Source organism: Kibdelosporangium phytohabitans, assembly GCF_001302585.1.
Taxonomy (GTDB): Bacteria; Actinomycetota; Actinomycetes; order Mycobacteriales; family Pseudonocardiaceae; genus Kibdelosporangium; species Kibdelosporangium phytohabitans.
Map to the genome: position 1 here is coordinate 699084 of NZ_CP012752.1, position 16651 is coordinate 715734.

The following is a 16651-nucleotide window of genomic DNA, read 5'->3' on the forward strand; positions in this document are numbered from 1 at the left end:
ACGTACCTGACCCTCTCGGAGAAAATGAAACCCGACCGAGAGGGAAAGTCATGCACTTCGACAGTTACACCGACGCCCGCACCCACCTCAAGGACTTGCTGGACGCGGCGGAGAAAGGCCGAGTGGCGACCATCCGCCGCGATCACGCACGCACCGCGGTGGTCGATGTCGTTCGGCTGCAACATGTCCTGGTGTCGATGAACCAGCCAAGGGCTCACGTGGTCGCGGAGTCGGACGGCTGGTCGGTGTTCATCCCCGGCTTACCCATCTCGGCAGACGGAGCGACGTTCGACGAGGCCATCACCGAGATGATCACGTCGTTGCGCGAGTACGCCGAGGACTGGCAGGAGCGGCTGTTGGAAACCCCGAACCACCGCGACAACTGGGGCCTGGTCCAGTTGATCGGCTTGAGCGACGACGTCCAGCTCCGCGAATGGCTGGTTGGAGTCGCTGAGTGAGCGAGCAGTCGCCGACCCCAGCCGACCACGACCGCTTCTGCCGCAACGAAGGGTGGATCGGCGTCCGCTCAGACGCCCACACCACGTACGAACTCGGCTTGCCCGACGGTCGCGTCCTGCGCACCCGCCTCTCGGACCGCGAAACCTACGGCCCCGACCTCTGGCGCCACATCCTCCGCGACCAACTGGAAGTGGACGAGCCAACCTTCTGGGCCTGCGTCAAAGACGAGGAGAAACCCGACCGCGGGATAGCCAAAGCCCGCCCGGACGCCCTCCCCGTCGACCTCGTCCACCTCCTCCTCACCCGCCTAGGCCTCCCAGAACGAACAGTCGCAACCATGACGAGAAAGGAAGCCATCGCTCGAATCGACGCCTACTGGGAATCCGACACCCCGGCATAGCGGCACACACCCAGCCCAGCTCAGGCCAGCCCAGGCCAGGCCAGGCCGGACCCAGCCCAGCCTCGGTTCGGCCCAGCCTGGGCAGCCCAGCCCCGGTCCAGCTCAGCCAGGCCAGACCTGTTCGGCCTCGGCGAGCTCGCCACCGGCACGCGGCGTAGCTTCGAGCTGACTGAGCGAGTGGTGCCGCCAGAGGTCCTCGGCCGCCAGGTCCCGCCGGACGACGCGGCCCGCTGGGCCAGCCTCTGCTCAGCCCGGGCTCGCCCCGGCCCAGCTCAAATCAGGCCAGCCCAGCCCGGCTCGACCAGGCCAGGTTCGGCTAGTCCGACCAGGCCAGCCCAGGTTCGGCTAGGTCCGGCTCGGCCAGGTCAGGCCAGCCCAGGCTCGGCTCGGCCGGGTCCGATCCGGCCCAGGCAGGCCAGGCAGGCCAGGCAGGCCAGGCAGGCCAGGCAGGCCAGGCAGGCCAGGCAGGCCAGGCAGGCCAGGCAGGCCAGGCAGGCCAGGCAGGCCCAGGTTGGGTTCGGCCAGGCTCAGGTTGCTGACCAGCACGCAGACCAGCCGAGCAAGTCGACCGACTGCGCCGCGAGCTGAACTGCACGAGCCAGCACGCCCGGCACCGAAACAAGAGAGCCGGTGCAAAGAAGCCCGACCCCAAGTCGGCTTGGCCAGCATGGTCGCGTGCAGGAAAGCACGCGGCACCGCGAAGCAAGGCAGCCAACAGAATCGGCCGCGCCAGTGCTGACCAAGTCGTAAGGGCGAGCCCAGAAGCGCGAAGACCACACCAGCGGGTCGAGCGATAGCCAATGCAGCGAGCGTGCCAGCGCAGAGGGGTGGTTCGGGGGAGCTCCTGCCTGTCGGCCTGGGCTACGCCAACCACGGTCTGTCAGGAGGTTCGCCCACGCAAACCAACGCCAAGCGAAAGCCAAACGGACCTCTTGACAGTCCGTGGTTCCCTCCGGGCAGGCCGACGGACAGGAGCGCCCACACCGCAAAACACACCAAGGATCCAGAGCACGAGAGAGGAAGGACACCGGACACAACGGCTCCTGCTCAGAGGTCAGCCACCCGGCGAGGGAAAGGCTTGTTCCGTGCAAGAAACCGAGCCGGACATCAAAGCGGCCCAGAGAGTGCAAGCACGGAACGCACCGCCGTCCGCTGCGAAGAACCCTGAGCTACTCGCTGATCTGATTGGCAAGCCAGATCAGGGCTTGGGGCTGACGGTACTCGATCGAGAAATGACCACCATCGAAAAGTTCGAAGTGGATGTTCTGAGCCCCGGCTTCGGTCATCGCCTCGTGCAGGGCGAGGGCGCCGAGGTCGAGGAACCATTCGTCGCGGTTTCCCGCGTCGATCCAGATCGCACGCATCGAGCGCAATGCGTCGGCGTGTGCCGGTGCCATCCGCACCGGGTCCCAGTTCAGCCACTGCTGCCAGATCTCCGGCCGCATGGCCCCTGTCACGGGGTTGAACGGCAGTTGTGGTGTGCCGTCGGCGGCTGGGGAGAAGCAGGCTGACACGCCGAGGATTTCCAGCAGGCGCATGTCTTCTTCTTTGGTGAAGGCCACTCGTGACTGGAAGTCCTGCCACCAGGCGAAGATGTCGCCGTCGTAGGCGCGCAGCTGCCTGGCTGCCATAAGGAAGTGGGGGATGTACTGGGCTTCGGACAGTGCGTCACCGGAGTGTGTCGCGAACGCGCCGAAGAGGTCGGGGCGCAGCATCGAGGTGATCGACGCGCCGAGGCCTCCGCTGGATTTCCCTGCGATGGCACGGTGTTCGCGGGTCGCCTTCGTGCGGTAGCGGGCGTCGACCCATGGCACGATCTCGTCGCACAGGTACGAGTGGTAGCGGCCGGTTCCCACTGAGTCGATGTACTGGCTTCCGCCGTACGTCGTCCACGCGTCCACGAACACCAGGATCATCGGTGGCGCCTCGCCTCGGGCGAACACCTCGTCGATGGCGACCGGCACCGATTTCCGGTAGGCCGAGGGCTGGTTGCTCCAGGCTGGCAGTGTTCCGGTGAAGCCGAGCAGCATGTAGACGACCGGGTAGCGGCGCTGTGAGTCGTCGTCGTAGCCGGGCGGTGTGTACACCCACAGCGGTCTGCTGTGCGGGTCGCCCAAAGTGTTGTCACGCAACAGTTCGCTGTCGATTGTGTGTTCGTCGACCCGGCCTGCGAAGCCGGCTGGCCAGAGTGGCACGGCGCCCTCCGAAGTTAGTACGAAATCGTAGTATCTGAAATGATAGTATCAGCTGTGGCCGATTCGATCGATCAACACATCGCCTACTGGTCGCAGCAGGTGCCGGACCTCGACGTGCACGTGGAGGGCGCGATCACCCGGATGCAGGGCCTCGTGCGGCTGCTGTGGCGCCGCCGGGAGGCCGGCCTCGACGCGCGCGACCTCAAGGGCTGGGAGTACGACATCCTGTGGCGGGTCCGGTCGGTCGGCCCGCCGTACCAGGTCAGCCCGACCTGGCTGGCCAAGGCGCTGGACACCCACCCGGCCACGCTCACCAGCAGGCTGGAGCGGCTGGAGAAAACCGGTCACCTCACGCGGATCCACGACCCGGCCGACCGGCGACGGCTCCTGGTGGAGCTCACCGACCTCGGCCACCGGAGCTGGGAAGCCACGATCGAGGACCAGGCTGCCAACGAACACGAGCTCCTCGCCGTGTTGACCGACAGTGAACGCAAGCAGTTGTCCGACCTGCTCCGCAAGGTCGTCACGGCCGCTGAGCAGGACGGGCCGCCGCTGATGCCGCCCGTCGAACACGGTCGTCCATAGAGGACAGCTCGGTTCAGCGGGCTGAACTGTTCGCGTACCTGAACAGTCATCGGATGAATACCGTTACATCAGGAAGAAAGTCTGGTCATAACCGACGATTCATCGTATGTTTCCTCCGTGGCGGACGTGTCGAGGAGGACATTCCTGGGGGCCGCGGCCCTCACCAGCGGTTGGGTGGCCGGGGATCCGGTCGCGTGGGCTGAGCCGGGCAACCGGCCCGCCCCGGGGCGTGGCGCAGTGCACGAGCAGATCGTGGCCGACGCCCGGATGGTCTGGCGGAAAGTGCCGACCGGGTGGGACAACGCTCCCTTCCTCGGCAACGGGTTTCTAGGAGTCCAGGTCTACCGGGGCCCTGAGCCGAACGTGTTGCGCTTCATGCTCAGTCACAGCCTGGTGCAGGACCAACGCGCGCACTGGGAAGCCGCGGTCGGCCTGTCACGGCTGCCGATCGGCTACCTGACGCTCACCCTGCCAGGGGCGGTGACCGCGGTCGACTGGACGCTGGACCTGTGGAACGCCGAACTCCGCGGCACAGTCGCCACCGCGCAGGGCAGCCTTCGGTTCGAAGCCTTGGTGCACAACGAGTCCGGTGTCCTCATGGTCTCCACGACCGGGGACGCCGGCTGGGGCTTCACGCCGATGCCCTCGCACACCACGCGCACGATCCGCATCCCACCGGACTACGTCGGCAACCCGGCGCCGAAGATCGGCCGCAACCACGTGGAACAGCCGCTCATCGCGGGCGGCGGGTACAGCACGGCCTGGCAGGAAAGGCAGTTCGGCACGCGGAAGATCCTGACCGCCGCCGTCCACTACGGTCACCCGAACTCCACCGGGCTGGCCGAGGCGCTCGCCAAGGTCCGGATCCCGCCGAGCGTCGCGACGCACCGCGCGTGGTGGAACTCGTACTACACCCGCAGCCTGATTTCCGTGCCGGACAAGTGGGTTCAACGCTTCTACTGGATCCAGCTGTACAAGATGGCCAGTGCCACCCGGCGCAACGCGCCCGTCGTGACCGAGTGGGGCCCGTGGTTCCCCGACGGCGGCGGCAGTTGGACCGCGGTGTGGTGGAACCTCAACGTCCAGGTGTCGTACCCGCTCGTGAACGGCTCCAACCACCCCGAACTGGACGCTGTCACCGAGACCTTCCGCCGCTACCACGAGAATCTCGAGCTTTCCGTCCCACCGGACTACCGCGACGGCAAGACGTACGCACTGGCGCACCCCGGCGACCGGACGCTGCGGTCCGGCGGCCCCAAGCTGGGCGCGCAGATCCCCGGCAACGCCACGGTCGGCAGGCCGGGCACGAGCACCAAGACCGACCAGACCGGCAACCTGATCTGGGCCATGCACGGCGTGTGGCAGTCCTATCAGCACACCAGGCAACGCTGGGTGCTGCAGGACGTGCTGTTCCCGATCCTGACCAAGGCGCTGAACTTCTACCTGCACTTCCTCACCGAAGGCAACGACGGCAAGCTGCACCTGCCGCTGACCCGTTCGCCGGAGATCCACGACGCCGAGGACTGCACCTACGACCTGTCGTTGATCCGGTGGGCAGCGGGCATCCTGCCGCAGATCGCACAGGAACTGCGCGTCAACCCCGACCCGAGGTGGCGTGACGTCGCGACCAGGCTGACGCCGTACCACGAGAACGAGCAGGGCGTCATGATCGGCAAGGACGTCCCGCTCACGGAGTCGCACCGGCACTTCTCGCACATGCTGTGGATGCATCCGTTGCGGGAGAAGACCTGGGACAACCCGGCGGACCGCGACATCATCCGCCGCACCTTCGAGCACTGGTCGAGCATGCGTTCGGCGTGGGCCGGGTACAGCTATCCGGCCGCGTCGTCCATGTACTCGATGATGGGGCAGCCGGAGCAGGCGTTGTCGTACCTGCGCCACCTGCTCGACGGCAACATCATCGGGATCGCCCAGCTGATGCCCAACACCATGTACAAGGAGGGCACGAACCTCGCGATCGAGAGCCCGCTGACCGCGGCGCAGTCCGTTTTGGACATGTTGATCGACAGCGATCCCGGTGTGGTGAAGGTGTTCCCCGCGCTGCCGTGGCAGGACGCCTCGATCGACGGCCTGCGTACCATGGGCGCGTTCGAGGTCGGCGCGTCGCGCCGGGCCGGCCGGACCGAGTGGATCACTGTCCGCAGCCACGCCGGGGCGCCTTTGTCCTTGCGGCACGGGATTTCCGGTGAACTGGACGTGCGGGACGAACACGGGCGCAGGCTGCCGTGGCGGGAAACGTCGCCCGGTATCGCCGAGATCCGGCTCAGGCGCGGCGAAACCGCCGTCGTCACGCCGCGCGGCAGCAGGCCGGACCCGCGGCCGAGGGATGTTCCCGCTGTCACCAACGCCCCCAGGTGGGGCATGAGCTAGTACGGTGTCCATCCGTGACAGTGGCTATCACGGGTGGATACGTTGTTCCGGTAACGAGTGAGCCCATCGAGGGCGGCACGGTGCTGATCGAGGGCGGCAGGATCGTCGCGGTCGGCGCGGACGCCGACGTCGATGTGCCTGACGACGCCGAGATCGTGGACGCCTCCGGGACCTGGGTGCTGCCCGGGTTCGTGGAGGCGCACGCGCACGCCGGGATCGGTGAGGACGGCATCGGCTGGGAAGGCCGTGACTACAACGAGATGACCGACCCGAACGGGGCGCGGCTGCGGGCGATCGACGGGTTCAACCCGGACGACCAGGGCCTGCGTGACGCGCTGGCCGGTGGTGTGACCACGCTGGTCGCCAAGCCCGGTTCGGGCAATCCGATCGGCGGGCAGACGGTCGCGCTGAAGGCGTGGGGCCGCACGGTCGAGGACATGCTGATGCGCGACCCGGCGAGTGTGAAAAGCGCGTTGGGGGAAAACCCGAAACGCGTGTACGGCGACCAGAAAAAGCTGCCGTCGACGCGGATGGGTGTCGCGGCCATCATTCGCGACGCGTTGACCAAGGCGCAGGACTACGTCAAGAAACGCGACCAGGCGGCGGCCGACGACAAACCGTTCGACCGCGACAACACAATGGAAATCCTCGCGCGGGTGCTCAGCGGTGAGGTGCCGTGGTGCCAGCACACGCACCGCGCCGACGACATCGCCACCGCGATCCGGCTCGCCGACGAATTCGGCTACCGCCTGGTCGTCAACCACGGCACGGAAGGGCATTTGCTCGCCGACACGCTGGCCGAGCGCGGCATTCCGGTGATCGTCGGTCCGCTGATGACCAGCCGGGGCAAGATCGAGACGGGCCGCCGCACCTTGAAGGGCCCGGGGATCATGGCGCGGGCGGGTGTGAAGATCGCGCTGACCACCGACCACCCGGTGGTGCCGATCGACTTCCTCGTCCACCAGGCGACGCTGTGCGTGAAGGAAGGCCTGGACACGGACACGGCACTGCGGTCGATCACCATCAACCCGGCGGAGATGATGGGCCTCGACGACCGCGTCGGCGCACTGGCCGCCGGTCTCGACGCCGACGTGGTGCTCTGGTCCGGCGACCCGCTCGACGTGATGAGCCGCGCGGTCCGCGTCTTCATCGAGGGCAACGAGGTCTACTACTACGACGACGCCAAGGGCGAGGGCATCACGAAGAACCCCTTCTACAGCGAATGAAAGCTCGTGAGTGGTTCGGCCGGTTCAAACCGGCCGAACCACTCACGAGTTCTTTCAGGCGTTGCGCAGCTCGCGGGCGATCACCATGCGCTGGATCTGGTTGGTGCCCTCGAAGATCTGCGGGACCTTCGCCTCACGCATGAAGCGCTCGACCGGGAAGTCTTTCGTGTACCCGGCGCCGCCGAGGACCTGCACCGCGTCCGTGGTCACCTTCATCGCGGCCTCGGTGGACACCAGCTTGGCGATGGACGCCTGGCGCTTGAACGGCAACCCGCGGTCACGCCGCCGCGCGGCCTCCAGGTACGTCGCACGGGCGGACTCCACCGCGGCCGCCATGTCGGCGAGCAGGAACTCCAGGCCCTGGAACTCGATGATCGCCCGGCCGAACTGGCTGCGCTCCTTGGCGTACCGGATGGCTTCGTCCAGCGCCGCCTGGGCGAGGCCGACGGCGCAGGCCGCGATGCCGAGCCGCCCTGAGTTCAGCGCCGACAGCGCCATCTTCAGGCCGATGCCCTCGTCGCCGAGCCGCCGCGACGCGGGCACCCTGGCCTGGTCGAAGTTCATCTGGGCGGTCGTCGACGCGGTCATGCCCATCTTGCGTTCCGGTGCCGACGCGCTCAGGCCGGGCGTGTCGGCGGGGACGAGCAGGCAGCTGATGCCCCGGCCGCCGTCCGGCGAGGTCCGGACCATGGTGGTGTAGAAGTCCGCCTCGCCACCGTGCGTGATCCACGCCTTCGTCCCAGTGACCACGTAGTCGGTGCCGTCGAGCACGGCCCGTGTCGACAACGCGGCCGCGTCCGAGCCCGCGTGGGTTTCCGACAGGGCGTACGCGCCGAGCAGGTCGCCGCCGAGCATGTCCGCCAGGAACTGGTCCCGCTGCTCGTCCGTGCCGTACTCGGCCAGCGCGTAGCAGGACATGGTGTGCACCGACAGGCCGACGCCCACGGTCATCCACGCCGCCGCGATTTCCTCGAGAACCTGCAGGTAGACCTCGTACGACACTCCGCTGCCGCCCCATTGCTCCGGGTACGGCAGGCCGAGCAGGCCGGATCGGCCGAGCAGGCGGAACTCTTCACGGGGGAAGCGTTCCTTCTCCTCGTACTCGCCGGCTTTCGGTGCCAGTTCGTTGGCGGCGATGTCCCGGACCAGGGCGATGAGGTCCTCCGCCTCGGTGTCCGGGAGCAGACGTTCGACTGCCATAGCGGGATCTCCGTATACACGCAGTACTAAAGGACAGCCCAGATTACCGCCCGGGGTAGGTTGGGTGCCGTGATCGTTGTCGCTGGTGAGGCGCTGGTCGACCTGGTGCCCGCGAAGTCCACACTCGACGGTGAGCCCGGTGCGCTGCTGCCCCGGCTGGGCGGCGGCCCGTACAACGTCGCCGTCACGGTGGGTCGGCTCGGGACTCCGGTGAGTTTCCTGTCCAGGATCTCGACCGACGATTTCGGCGACGCGCTCGTCGAGCGGCTGACGGTGTCCAATGTGGACGCGTCATACCTGCAGCGTGGGCCGGAGCCGACGACGCTCGCGGTGACCAGCCTCGGGCCGGACGGCAGCGCCAGGTACACGTTCTACGCCGAGGGCACGGCGGACCGGCTGTTCGAGGCGCCCTCGGCGCTGCCGGAGGCGGCCATCCTCTCGCTGGGCACGCTCTCGCTCGTGCTCGAGCCGGGTGCGAGCGCGTATGAGCAGGTCATGCGGCGGACCGGCGCCTTGATCGCGCTGGACCCGAACGTCCGGCCGGTGCTCATCGCCGACGCGGACGCCTACCGGGCCCGGTTCGAGAGCTGGTTGCCGGATGTCGGCCTGCTCAAGCTGTCCGAGGAGGACGCGGAGTGGCTCGCCGGAAAAGCCCCCGGGCCGAAAGACGCTGTCGAAGCTGCCAGGGAATGGCAGCAGCGGGGCCCGGCGGCTGTTGTGCTCACGCGTGGCTCGAAAGGGCTGGCCGTTGTTACCGGTCCGGGTGAACTGATCGAGGTTCCGGCTACGGAAACGAATGTCGTGGACACGATCGGTGCGGGGGACACGGTCCAGGGGGCGTTGCTGAGCTGGTTGTACACGAAGGGTGTCCGCTCATCGGAACACCTGCGGGCCCTGGACGGGCAGGCATGGCGAACAGCGTTGCGATTCGCCGGGGCGGCCGCGGCGATAACCGTGTCGAGGGCCGGAGCGGAACCGCCATTCGCCGCTGAACTGGGCCCGATCATCTGAATCGTTCTGTGAATCGATGTGAGAAGCGTCCCACCAGCGTGTCTTAACTTACGCCGCACTGTGCGATTCGCCCCCGGCGCACTAGCGTTGGGGGTTGACAGGACCCCAATGGGGCGGTGCTGCGGTGCGGCGATCGATCAGACCGCGTGCACGTGGCTTGATTCGCCAGATCCACCGCCCTGACCGATCGGGAGAGGGACGTTCATGCCCGACGCGACGACCGCGCCGCAATCCGGTACTCGTACCGTCGCGCTTCACCACGACGGCGGAGAGCTCGAAATGGCGGTAGTACCCGCCACCGAGGGCTCGAATGGAATCGAGCTCGGCAAACTGCTGGCGAAAACCGGACTGGTCACACTGGACCCCGGTTTCGTCAACACCGCCGCCTGCTCCTCGGAGATCACCTACATCGACGGTGACGCCGGAATTCTGCGCTACCGCGGATATCCGATCGAGCAGCTGGCCGAGCGCTCGACCTTCATCGAGGTCAGCTACCTGCTCATCTACGGCGAGCTGCCGTCCGAGGCGCAGCTCAACGACTTCACCACCAAGATCAGCAGGCACACCCTGCTGCACGAGGACCTGAAGAGGTTCTTCGACGGCTTCCCGCGGGACGCGCACCCGATGCCGGTGCTCAGCTCCGCGGTGTCCGCACTGTCCACGTTCTACCCGGAGACCCTCAAGCCGGTCACCGAGGAACGCACCGAGATCGCCACCATCCGGCTGCTGGCCAAGCTGCCGACCATCGCGGCGTACGCGTACAAGAAGTCGGTCGGCCAGCCGTTCCTCTACCCGGACAACTCGCTCGGCCTGGTGGAGAACTTCCTGCGGATGACGTTCGGCTTCCCCGCGGAGCCCTACGACGTCGACCCGGCGCTGGCCCGTGCGCTCGACCTGCTGTTCATCCTGCACGCCGACCACGAGCAGAACTGCTCCACGTCGACCGTGCGGCTGGTCGGGTCGTCCGAGGCGAACCTGTTCGCCAGCATCTCGGCAGGCATCAACGCCCTGTTCGGCCCGCTGCACGGTGGCGCCAACAGCGCGGTGCTGGAGATGCTCGAGGGCATCCGCGACTCCGGCGGCGACGTGAAGTCGTTCGTCAACAAGGTCAAGAACAAGGAAGACGGCGTCAAGCTGATGGGCTTCGGCCACCGGGTCTACAAGAACTACGACCCGAGGGCCGCGATCATCAAGAAGACCGCGGACGAGATCCTCGGCAAGCTCGGTGGCGACGACAGCCTGCTGGACATCGCCAAGCAGCTCGAGGAGCACGCGCTCGCCGACGACTACTTCGTCCAGCGCAAGCTCTACCCGAACGTGGACTTCTACACCGGGTTGATCTACCGCGCGATGGGCTTCCCGACGAAGTTCTTCACCGTGCTGTTCGCGCTCGGCCGGCTGCCCGGCTGGATCGCGCACTGGCGGGAGATGACCAACGACCCGGCGACCAAGATCGGCCGCCCGCGTCAGGTCTACATCGGACCGAAGGAGCGGGACTACGTGGCGATGGACGCCCGCTAGCCAGATTCGTGTGCAACCGATGTGGCCTTCGTAGCGCGAACCGCTACGAAGGCCACATCGGTTCTGCACGTCCACCACGGACGCGGTAGCGTTCTCGGATGACTTCCGTCGTCTGGTTCCGCCGTGACCTGCGGACCAGGGACCTCCCCACGCTGTTGTCCGCCGACAAGGACGCCCTCGCGCTCTTCGTGCTGGACAAGCGCCTGACCGAGCCGTCCGGTGCGGCACGGCTCGCTTTCCTCTACCGCTGCCTGCGGGACCTCGACGAACAGCTGGACGGCCGGTTGCTGGTCGTGTCCGGTGATCCGGTCGAGCTGGTGCCCCGCATCGCCAAGCAGATCGACGCGACGAGCGTGCACGTCTCCGCCGACTACGCGCCCTATGGCCGTGAGCGTGACGACAAGGTAGAAGCCGCGCTCGGCGACATCGACTTCGTTCGTTCCGGCTCGCCCTACGCGGTCGCGCCCGGTCGCGTCACCAAACCGGACGGCACGCCGTACAAGGTCTTCACCCCGTTCTCCAGGGCGTGGGCCGATCACGGCTGGCGCAAACCGGCGGACACCGACGCGTCCACTGTGGACTGGATCGAGCCGCCCAGGACGAGCCGCATCCCCAAGGACCCGGCCGGTGTGCCCGAGCTGCCCGGCGCCGGCGAAGCCGCCGCGCTGGCGGCCTGGGAGAAGTTCCGCGACGAGCGCGTCGACGGCTACTCCGAGAACCGCAACCGGCCGGACCGGCCAGGCACCAGCTGGATGTCGCCGTACCTGCGCTGGGGCTGCGTCCACCCGCGGACACTGCTCGGCGACCTGACACCCGGCCCGTACCGCAACGAGCTGGCCTGGCGCGAGTTCTACGCGGATGTGTTGTGGCACAAGCCCGACAGCGCGCGTCAGAACCTGGACCGCCGGTTCGACAAGATCGAACTGGACGACGACCGGGAAGCGTTCGACGCGTGGTGCCAAGGCATGACCGGATTCCCGATCGTGGACGCGGGAATGCGGCAGCTGCTCGAACTCGGCTGGATGCACAACCGGGTCCGGATGGTCGTCGCCAGCTTCCTGGTCAAGGACCTGCATCTGCCGTGGTGGTGGGGCGCACGGCACTTCATGAAGCACCTGGTCGACGGAGACCTGGCGTCCAACCAGCACAACTGGCAGTGGGCGGCGGGCAGCGGAACCGATGCGGCGCCGTACTTCCGCGTGTTCAACCCGACCACGCAGGGCGAGAAGTTCGACCCGAACGGCGACTACGTCCGCCGGTTCGTGCCGGAACTGCGCGGTGTCACGGGCAAACGCGTGCACAAGCCGTGGGAGATCGACGGCATCGACTACCCCAAGCCGATCGTCGACCACGCACACGAGCGCGAAGTCGCGCTCGCGCGCTACAACTCGATCAAGAGCCAGCCGGGGTCATGACGACACCGCTTCGCGCAGCTTCACGCGGCTTCCGGTGCGCAGCACGGCATTGCGGTAGATCCGGCCGCCGAGCCACGCCACCAGGGCGATGCCGCCGAGCGACAGCAGGATCGCCACGGCCTGCAGCCAGATCGGCGCGAGGCCGAGCGCGGTCAGCCCCGGCATCAGGATCGGCGCGAACGGCGGCAGGATCGCCATCACCATGGTCAGCGTGCTGTCGCTGTTGCTGATCAACAGGTTGATCGCGAAGATGAAGCCGATCACGATCACCATGGTGACCGGGGTGAGCACGCTCTGCGTGTCCTCCTGACGGGACACCAGCGAACCGAGCGCGGCGAAGATGGTGGCGTAGAAGAAGAAACCGATCAGGTACCAGAACACCCCGGCCAGCACACCGCCGACCGCGGCGGCGGAGAGCGTCAGCGCGCCTGTCGCGAGGCCGGCGACGAGGCCGACAGCGGAGATCACGGCGAACTGGATCAGCCCGACCAGACCGAGCCCGAGCACCTTGCCCGCCAGCAACTGCCACGGCCGCACGGTGGCCAGCAGGAGTTCCACCACACGGCTGGACTTCTCCTCGACCACGCCCTGCGCGACCATCTGGCCGTAGATCATCAGCGCCATGTACAGCAGGAACGCCACGATCAGGCCGATCGCCAGCCGCTGACCCTGGTCGTCACCGCGCGGCTCGAGCTCGGTGACCTTCACCTGCGCCGCCGCCGCGGTGGCGAGCACCTCTTTCGGATTCAGTTCGGTCTGCGACATCTCGGAGATCAGGACCTGCTGGCTCATCAGGCCGTTGAGCGTGTTGCGCAGCTCCGTGTTCAGCGTGTCCTTGACTGTCACCTGGAGCGACCCGACCGGCCCGGTGACGAGCGCGTCCAGGTCGTTGTCCCTGACCTGCTGCTCGCCCTGCGCCGGGTCGGCGATGTCGACGATCGCGACCTGGTGGCCGATCTGCCTCGCCGACTCGACGATGTCCGGGCCGAGCGCGGTGGCCTGGCCGCTCAGCCCGACCCGGCTGCGGCTGCCCTCGTCGAAGGTGGAGCTCTGCAACAGCACGAACGCGGCGAGCACGACGACCGACACGATCGTGCTGATCACGAAGGACCGGGTGCGCAGCTTGGTGTTCAGCTCGCGGCCCGCGACCAGGAACACGGCTTGGGCGGGCTTCAGCTCGGTGCTCAACGCCCCTCCTTGACTACGTCGCGGAACAGGTCGGCCAGCGACGGGCGGTGCCTGCTGAACTCGTGCACCGGGCCGGTGTCCAGCGCGGCACGCAGGATCACCTGGTCGTCGACGCCGTCACCGACCCGCAGCGACGTGTGGCCGTCCAGTTCGGACACCACTGTCACGCCGGCGATGCCCGCGGCCCACCCCGGCGGCGCCGCGGGCGCGTGCACGTGCAGCTCCGACGAACCGGCCGAGCGCAACGCGTCGACCGTGTCACAGGCGACCATCGTGCCTTTGTTCACGATTCCGACACGGTCGCACAACCTTTGGACAAGGTCGAGCTGGTGGCTTGAGAACACGACCGGAATCCCGGCCGCCGACTTCTCCTTGAGCACCTGGCTCATCACGTCGACCGCGACCGGATCCAGCCCCGAGAACGGCTCGTCCAGCACCAGCACGTCGGGGTCGTGCACGAGCGCGGCGGCCAGCTGCACGCGCTGCTGGTTGCCGAGGCTCAGCTTCTGCACCTCGTCCAGCCGCCGCTCGCGCAGTCCCAGCCGGACGATCCAGTCGTCGGCGGCGCGGTGTGCGTCGTTGGCGGGCATGCCGTGCAGCTTGGCCAGGTAGACCAGCTGGTCGAGCACCTTCATCTTCGGGTAGAGGCCGCGTTCCTCAGGCATGTAGCCGAACCGGCGGCGGGTGCTCAACGTGATCGGGTCACCTGCCCAGCGCACCGCGCCGGAGTCCGCCTCGAGCACGCCGAGCGCGATCCGCATCGTGGTGGTCTTGCCCGCGCCGTTGCTGCCGACGAAGCCGAAGAGTTCACCCGGCCGTACTTCGAACGTCATGTCGGACAGGGCGACGACGTCGCCGTAGCGTTTGGAGAGCCGGTCGATCTCCAGTCCCGCTTCAGGCACCATCGTTCCTTCCTCGCTGGACGTGTCCCCCACGCAGTATCCAGCCTGAGCCCGCCGCGCGCTCAAGAGCCTCGTGAGTGGTTCGTCCGGTTGGCACCGGCGTACTCACTCACGATGTCTACCAGGCAGTTTGCCTCGGCGGAAACGAGGCCCACGCGACTGCGGCGGTGCAGCACGTCCGCGGCGTCCAGTGCGCCTTCGTGCTCGATGGCCCAGATCACTTCGGCGGCCGTGAGATCGGGGTGCAGGACGGCCGGATCCAGTGCGGCGACCGCGGGTGCCTCCGTGCCGTACTTGGCGATCAGCCTAGCCGGTGCGTCGATTCGGGTGAGCCGTTCGCGGGCGGTCGCGCCGACGAGCGGGATGTCCTTGGTACGGGCGGGAACCGCGGTGAGCTTCGTCGCGTCCACCGCGTCGGCCGCCATCCGGCGGTACGTCGTGAACTTGCCACCGACGACCGTGATCACACCGTTGTCGGCGGTGCGGACGGCGTGCCGGCGGGAAAGGTCGGCACTGGTGCCGTCGGCCTCGAGCAACGGCCGCAGCCCGGCGAACGCGCCGAGCACGTCGGCGCGGGTGAGCGGGCGTTCGAGCACCGAGGACGCGGCCGACAGCAGGAAGTCCACATCGGAGTCGGGCACGCTCGGCACGTCCGGGATCTCGCCGTCGACCGGCTCGTCGGTCAGTCCGACGTAGACCCGCCCGTCGAGCTGGGGGAGCACGAGCACGAAGCGGTTGTGCGAGCCGGGAATCGGCACGGTCAGCGAGGTGCCCGTCAGCCCGGTGCCGGTCAACGCCGTGCCGGCCAGGACGATGTGCGTGCCGCGGGAGGGCCGCAACCGCACGGAAGGCACGAGCCGGCCGGCCCACACCCCCGTCGCGTTGATCACTTTCCTGGCGCGCACGTCGAATTCCGTGCCGGTCAGGGTGTCGCGCAGGTGCGCGCCGCCGCCGTCGACCGAGACCGCCTCGGTCCTGGTCAGGATCTTCGCGCCGAACCCGGCCGCGGTCCTGGCCAGGGCGACGACGAACCGTGCGTCGTCGATCACCTGTCCGTCGTACGAAAGCAGACCACCGCGCAGCCCGTCGCGCCTGAGCCCCGGCGCCAGCGCAAGCGCTTCCGCGGCGGGAACACGCCGTGGCCGCGGCAACAGACTGGACGGCGTGCGGGCCACCCGGCGCAGCAGGTCGCCCGCGTGCAGGCCGGTCAACGTCAACGCGCTGGGAACGCCTTCGTGCAACGGAACCAGCTGGGGGAGCGGCCGGGTCAGGTGCGGCGCTGTGCGCGTCATCACGATTCCGCGTTCGACCGCGCTCTCGTACGCGATTCCCACATCGCCGTTCGCGAGGTACCGAAGTCCACCGTGGATCAACTTGCTCGACCACCTGGACGTGCCGAACGCCAGGTCGTGCGCCTCGGCGAGGACGACGGACAGGCCACGGGAAGCGGCGTCGAGCGCGACGCCCGCCCCGGTCACGCCACCGCCGATGACCAGCACGTCGACGACGCCCCGTTCGGCGTCGGCCAGTTCACGTGCGCGCCTGCGGGCGTTGAGAGAGGTGTTCACCGGCGCTCCAATGCCCCGTCGAGCTGCGTGCCCAGTTCGGCGAGCAGCGCCTCGCTGTCCACATCGGATGTCGCAGGACGCATGGACAGCACGAAGGACTGAATGGTCAGCAGCACGACACGGGACTGGGCCGGTACGCCGGCGACCCGGATCGAGCCGTCGTGGTGCCCGGCTTTCAGCTGGTCGGCGATGAACTGCTCGGTCAGCCGCTGCGTGCTGCCCAGGCGCTGCACCACGTACGGCAGCAGCAGTTCGGGTTCCAGGTCCAGCGCGGCCCGCATGATCGGGTTGTCCACAAGCACTCGTACACCGGTGACCAAGCCGGTCACGAGTCGCTCGCGAGCCGTCGCGCCGGTCAGCGACGCGGAGATCCCGGCGAGCAGCCCGCCGAACTCCCTTGTCATCAGTGCCGCGATCAGGCTGCGGACGTCCGGGAAGCGGCGGTACAGCGTCATGCGGCTGACCTGCGCGCGCCGGGCGACCTCGGTGAGCGTGGTCCGGCCGACGCCGATGGCCAGCACGCAGCTGCGTGCCGCGTCCAGGAGCACGTCGTCGTCCACTCGATAACTGTGACGTTGTGACGTCATATG

The 16651-nt window shown here is 67.8% G+C and carries 15 protein-coding genes; 8 read left to right on the plus strand and 7 right to left on the minus strand.

The features are described from left to right. The first annotated feature begins 50 nt into the window (after positions 1-50). Together AOZ06_RS03360 and AOZ06_RS03365 are read left to right on the plus strand one after the other, a co-directional pair. Positions 51-458: a prevent-host-death protein gene (locus tag AOZ06_RS03360; protein ID WP_054288058.1), complete on the plus strand. Its 408-nt coding sequence runs from the start codon at positions 51-53 to the stop codon at positions 456-458. After that, positions 455-859, plus strand: coding sequence for a hypothetical protein (locus tag AOZ06_RS03365; protein WP_054288059.1), 405 nt, complete (start codon positions 455-457; stop codon positions 857-859). Before AOZ06_RS03360 ends, AOZ06_RS03365 begins: the two co-directional genes overlap by 4 nt. 345 nt (positions 860-1204) lie before the next feature. On the opposite strand, the gene AOZ06_RS55795 is transcribed toward AOZ06_RS03365, so the two are convergent. After that, the gene (locus AOZ06_RS55795) at positions 1205-1405 is read right to left on the minus strand and encodes a hypothetical protein (RefSeq protein WP_157232775.1); all 201 of its coding nucleotides are present in this window, start codon (positions 1403-1405) and stop codon (positions 1205-1207) included. Between the two features lie 623 nt (positions 1406-2028). Beyond that, positions 2029-3054 carry an alpha/beta hydrolase gene (locus AOZ06_RS03370; RefSeq protein ID WP_054288060.1) on the minus strand — a complete coding sequence of 342 codons (1026 nt, stop codon included), beginning with the start codon at positions 3052-3054 and terminating at the stop codon, positions 2029-2031. A gap of 54 nt (positions 3055-3108) precedes the next feature. Here AOZ06_RS03370 and AOZ06_RS03375 point away from each other — a divergent pair, with 54 nt between their 5' ends. From AOZ06_RS03375 to AOZ06_RS03385, 3 genes are all read left to right on the plus strand, one after another. After that, on the plus strand, positions 3109-3639 hold the full coding sequence (locus AOZ06_RS03375) for a MarR family winged helix-turn-helix transcriptional regulator (RefSeq protein WP_218921926.1): 531 nt from the start codon (positions 3109-3111) through the stop codon (positions 3637-3639). Between the two features lie 117 nt (positions 3640-3756). Next, the gene (locus AOZ06_RS03380) at positions 3757-6030 is read left to right on the plus strand and encodes a glycosyl hydrolase family 95 catalytic domain-containing protein (RefSeq protein ID WP_054288062.1); all 2274 of its coding nucleotides are present in this window, start codon (positions 3757-3759) and stop codon (positions 6028-6030) included. A gap of 14 nt (positions 6031-6044) precedes the next feature. After that, positions 6045-7256, plus strand: a complete 1212-nt coding sequence (locus tag AOZ06_RS03385; protein WP_054288063.1) for an amidohydrolase — start codon at positions 6045-6047, stop codon at positions 7254-7256. 54 nt (positions 7257-7310) lie between these two features. Here the strand turns inward: AOZ06_RS03385 and AOZ06_RS03390 are convergent, their stop codons facing one another. Continuing rightward, positions 7311-8456 carry an acyl-CoA dehydrogenase family protein gene (locus AOZ06_RS03390; RefSeq protein ID WP_054288064.1) on the minus strand — a complete coding sequence of 382 codons (1146 nt, stop codon included), beginning with the start codon at positions 8454-8456 and terminating at the stop codon, positions 7311-7313. A 69-nt stretch (positions 8457-8525) separates the two neighbouring features. Here AOZ06_RS03390 and AOZ06_RS03395 point away from each other — a divergent pair, with 69 nt between their 5' ends. The 3 genes from AOZ06_RS03395 (at position 8526) to AOZ06_RS03405 (ending at position 12403) form a co-directional block, all read left to right on the plus strand. Then, complete coding sequence (locus tag AOZ06_RS03395; RefSeq protein WP_054288065.1) at positions 8526-9467, plus strand: carbohydrate kinase family protein; 942 nt, start codon at positions 8526-8528, stop codon at positions 9465-9467. Between the two features lie 204 nt (positions 9468-9671). Then, a complete protein-coding gene (locus AOZ06_RS03400) occupies positions 9672-10988 on the plus strand; it encodes a citrate synthase (protein WP_054288066.1) in 1317 nt (438 codons plus the stop codon). Between the two features lie 98 nt (positions 10989-11086). After that, positions 11087-12403 (plus strand): cryptochrome/photolyase family protein, encoded by a 1317-nt coding sequence (locus AOZ06_RS03405; RefSeq protein ID WP_054288067.1) that lies wholly within the window; start codon positions 11087-11089, stop codon positions 12401-12403. Here AOZ06_RS03405 and AOZ06_RS03410 read toward each other — a convergent pair. The 4 genes from AOZ06_RS03410 to AOZ06_RS03425 are packed head-to-tail and all read right to left on the minus strand — an operon-like array spanning position 12398 to position 16648. After that, entirely contained in the window at positions 12398-13591 is a 1194-nt protein-coding gene (locus AOZ06_RS03410; RefSeq protein WP_225953088.1) for an ABC transporter permease, read from the minus strand. The two genes, AOZ06_RS03405 and AOZ06_RS03410, sit on opposite strands and share 6 nt — an antisense overlap. Next, positions 13588-14496: an ABC transporter ATP-binding protein gene (locus AOZ06_RS03415; RefSeq protein WP_054296396.1), complete on the minus strand. Its 909-nt coding sequence runs from the start codon at positions 14494-14496 to the stop codon at positions 13588-13590. The genes AOZ06_RS03410 and AOZ06_RS03415 overlap by 4 nt, the downstream gene beginning before the upstream one ends. A 59-nt stretch (positions 14497-14555) precedes the next feature. Then, the gene (locus AOZ06_RS03420; RefSeq protein ID WP_054288068.1) at positions 14556-16061 is read right to left on the minus strand and encodes a glycerol-3-phosphate dehydrogenase/oxidase; all 1506 of its coding nucleotides are present in this window, start codon (positions 16059-16061) and stop codon (positions 14556-14558) included. After that, the gene (locus AOZ06_RS03425) at positions 16058-16648 is read right to left on the minus strand and encodes a TetR/AcrR family transcriptional regulator (RefSeq protein ID WP_157232776.1); all 591 of its coding nucleotides are present in this window, start codon (positions 16646-16648) and stop codon (positions 16058-16060) included. The genes AOZ06_RS03420 and AOZ06_RS03425 overlap by 4 nt, the downstream gene beginning before the upstream one ends. Positions 16649-16651: the final 3 nt, after the last annotated feature.